The sequence below is a fragment of the Micromonospora echinofusca genome (genome assembly GCF_017614955.1).
GTDB classification, from domain to species: domain Bacteria; phylum Actinomycetota; class Actinomycetes; order Mycobacteriales; family Micromonosporaceae; genus Micromonospora; species Micromonospora echinofusca_A.
Genome location: NZ_WVUH01000559.1, coordinates 1 through 2,737 on the forward strand (window position 1 = coordinate 1; position 2,737 = coordinate 2,737).

Sequence of the window (2,737 nt, forward strand, 5' to 3'; positions counted from 1 at the left end):
CTACGAACTTTTGGAAAAGGTCGCTCCGGGCCCGGTGGTGACCCTCAACCGCGCGGTCGCCGTCGCCATGGTGCACGGTCCGGCCGCCGGCCTGGACCTGCTGGAGACGCTGGCCGCCGACCGCCGGATGACTGACCACCACCGGTTCCTGGCAACCCGCGCCCACCTGCGGGAACTGGCCGGAGAGCGGGACGCCGCCGCCACCGACTACCGGGCGGCGGCCGGCCGGACCGCCAGTCTGCCCGAGCGGCGCCACCTGACCGCCCGCGCCACCCGGCTGAGCGGTTGAGCGGGACCGGGGTCAGAAGGGCGGGGCGGCCGCCTCGGGCGGCACGCCCCGCGACCGGAGGGCGTCGGCCACCGCCGCGCCGAGCAGTATCACCAGTACGGTGATCGCGGACGCCAGCGCCGGACTGGTCAGCAGCACCGGGACCGGCAGGGCCAGGGCGAGCAGGGTGACGATCCGGGCCCGGGACACCCGACCGAACACGTCGTGCTCGAACCGGGCCCGGCCGAGGACGAACAGCACCGGGCCGCCGACGACCACGACGATCCAGGAGGCCGGTGCCGGACCGGACGGGTGGGCGATGACGAGTTCGTACCCGATCGCGGTGGCCACCACACCGGCCACCATCACCAGGTGCGACTCGGCGGCGGACTGCCCGATCCGGGCCGGTTGCCGGGAGACGGCCACCGCCTCGGCGAGAACCTGCCCGGCCCGGTGGAAGTAGATCCGCCAGAGCAGCATCGACGTGGCCAGGGCGACCGCGAAGGCCACCGTCGGTCCCGGTTGGAAACCGATCGCGCTGTAGGCGAAGCCGGCCACCAGGATCGTCTCACCGAGCGAGATCAGGAAGAACTGCTGGTACCGCTCGGCCAGGTGCGCACCGGCGATGTCCCACCTGGAGGAGGGGGACCGGCCCATCCCCGGTACCGGCCAGCCGAACCGGGCCGCCGAGTACTCGATGATCAGCGCGATCGACCAGAGGACCGCGGTGAACGGGCGGTCCACGTACGCCCCGACGAACCAGAGCGGGGCGGTGCAGGTGAAGCAGACCAGCATCCGGAGCTTGAGGAACCGTTGCGGACGGTGCCGCAGCACGAGGAACAGGATCAACGGCCGGGAGATCTGCACGGTCACGTACGCGAAGGTGAACGCCAACCCGCCGGTGGTGAACGCCCGGGGGATCGCCACCCCCATTACCATGCTGCCCACCATCGCGATCAGCACGATGACCTGGATGGCCGGTTGGTACGGGTTGTACCGGCTGGTGGTCCAGGCGGTGCCCTGCCACACCGCGTAGAGCGCCAGCAGCAGCAGGAAGGACCGGGCGGCACCGGGCACGGCGCGCTGGAACTCGGCACCACCCGTCTCCAGGGCCAGGTCCTCGAAGGCCCGGGCGGAGATCCGGGTCAACGCGAAGACGAACACCAGGTCGAAGAAGAGTTCCAGGAACGTGGGCCGGTGGGAGTGGGCCTCGAACCTGCCGCCCTCCGTCCCGTTCGAGGTCCCCATGATCAGCCCGCCCGCCGAGGTCCGCATCCCTGCCCCCGGCAGTCGTAACACCCGGACCGGCTGCCCCGGGTGCGTCCCGGGAAAGCCGCCCGGGCCCGGTCGCCGGGCGCTAACCTGCCGGCCCGCCCGGCGACCGGTGCCAATTGTCGGCGACCGATCTTGCCGACCGACCGCACACCGGGCACGATCGAGCGGTGACGAATCGTTGGGGGATGACGGTACCGCTCAGCGGTGTCCCGCTCGCCGACCACGCCGGCATCTTCACGGCGCTCGACCAGGCCGGATTCACCGACGTCTGGTCCGCCGAGGTGGCCGGTACGGACGCGTTCACACCACTGGCCCTGGCCGCCGCCTGGCAGCCCCGACTACGGCTGGGTACCGCCATCACACCGGTGTTCACCCGGGGGCCGGGACTGTTGGCGATGACCGCCGCCGCGCTCGCCGAGGCCGCGCCGGGCCGGTTCGCGCTCGGCATCGGGGCGTCCTCACCGGTACTGGTGCAGGACTGGAACGCCGTCCGGTACACCGAACCGTTCCGCCGTACCCGGGACATGCTGCGGTTCCTGCGGGCCGCGCTGCGCGGCGAGACCGTGGACGAGGTCTACGACACCTTCACCGTGCGCCGGTTCCGGCTGGAACGGCCGCCGGCCGTACCGCCACCGATCCTGCTGGCCGCGCTGCGGCCCCGGATGCTGCAACTGGCCGCCGCCGAAGCCGACGGGGTGATCCTCAACTGGCTCGCCGCCGACGACGTACCCCGCGTGGCGGCCGAGTTGGGCGAGCGGCGGCCGGGCTTCGAGGTTGCCGCCCGGATCTTCGTCTGCCCCACCGAGGACGCCACCCACGCCCGTAACCTGGGCCGCCGGCTCGTCACCAGCTACCTGACCGTGCCGGCGTACGCCGAGTTCCACCGCTGGCTGGGTCGGGAACCGGAGCTGGGGCCGATGTGGCGGGCCTGGGGCGCCGGGGACCGCAAGGAGGCCGCCCGGGCGGTGCCGGACGCACTGGTCGACGCGCTGGTCATCCACGGCTCACCCGAGCAGTGCCGGGCCGGGGTGGCCCGCTACGCGAAGGCCGGCGTCGACGTACCGGTCCTCGCGTTGCTGCCCACCCCGGAGCTGGCCGCCGGTGGCGCCGCCGCGCTGGCCACCACGATCGCCCGGCTCGGCATGCCGGCACAGGTGCACTGACGTGGAACTGGCCGGGCGGGTGGCGCTGGTC

General features: G+C 72.9%; 2 protein-coding genes and 1 pseudogene. 2 read left to right on the top strand and 1 reads right to left on the bottom strand.

The genetic code is table 11. From position 1 onward, the window contains the following. Window positions 1–289: pseudogene (locus tag GSF22_RS32640) on the top strand (RNA polymerase sigma factor); the annotation flags it as partial. 12 nt (window positions 290–301) lie between these two features. Here the strand turns inward: GSF22_RS32640 and GSF22_RS32645 are convergent. Then, window positions 302–1,543 carry a low temperature requirement protein A gene (locus GSF22_RS32645; protein WP_244454556.1) on the bottom strand — a complete coding sequence of 414 codons (1,242 nt, stop codon included), beginning with the start codon at window positions 1,541–1,543 and terminating at the stop codon, window positions 302–304. Window positions 1,544–1,728: 185 nt separating this feature from the next. On the opposite strand from GSF22_RS32645, the gene GSF22_RS32650 reads away from it, so the two are divergent. Then, complete coding sequence (locus tag GSF22_RS32650; protein WP_208817762.1) at window positions 1,729–2,706, top strand: LLM class F420-dependent oxidoreductase; 978 nt, start codon at window positions 1,729–1,731, stop codon at window positions 2,704–2,706. Window positions 2,707–2,737: the final 31 nt, after the last annotated feature.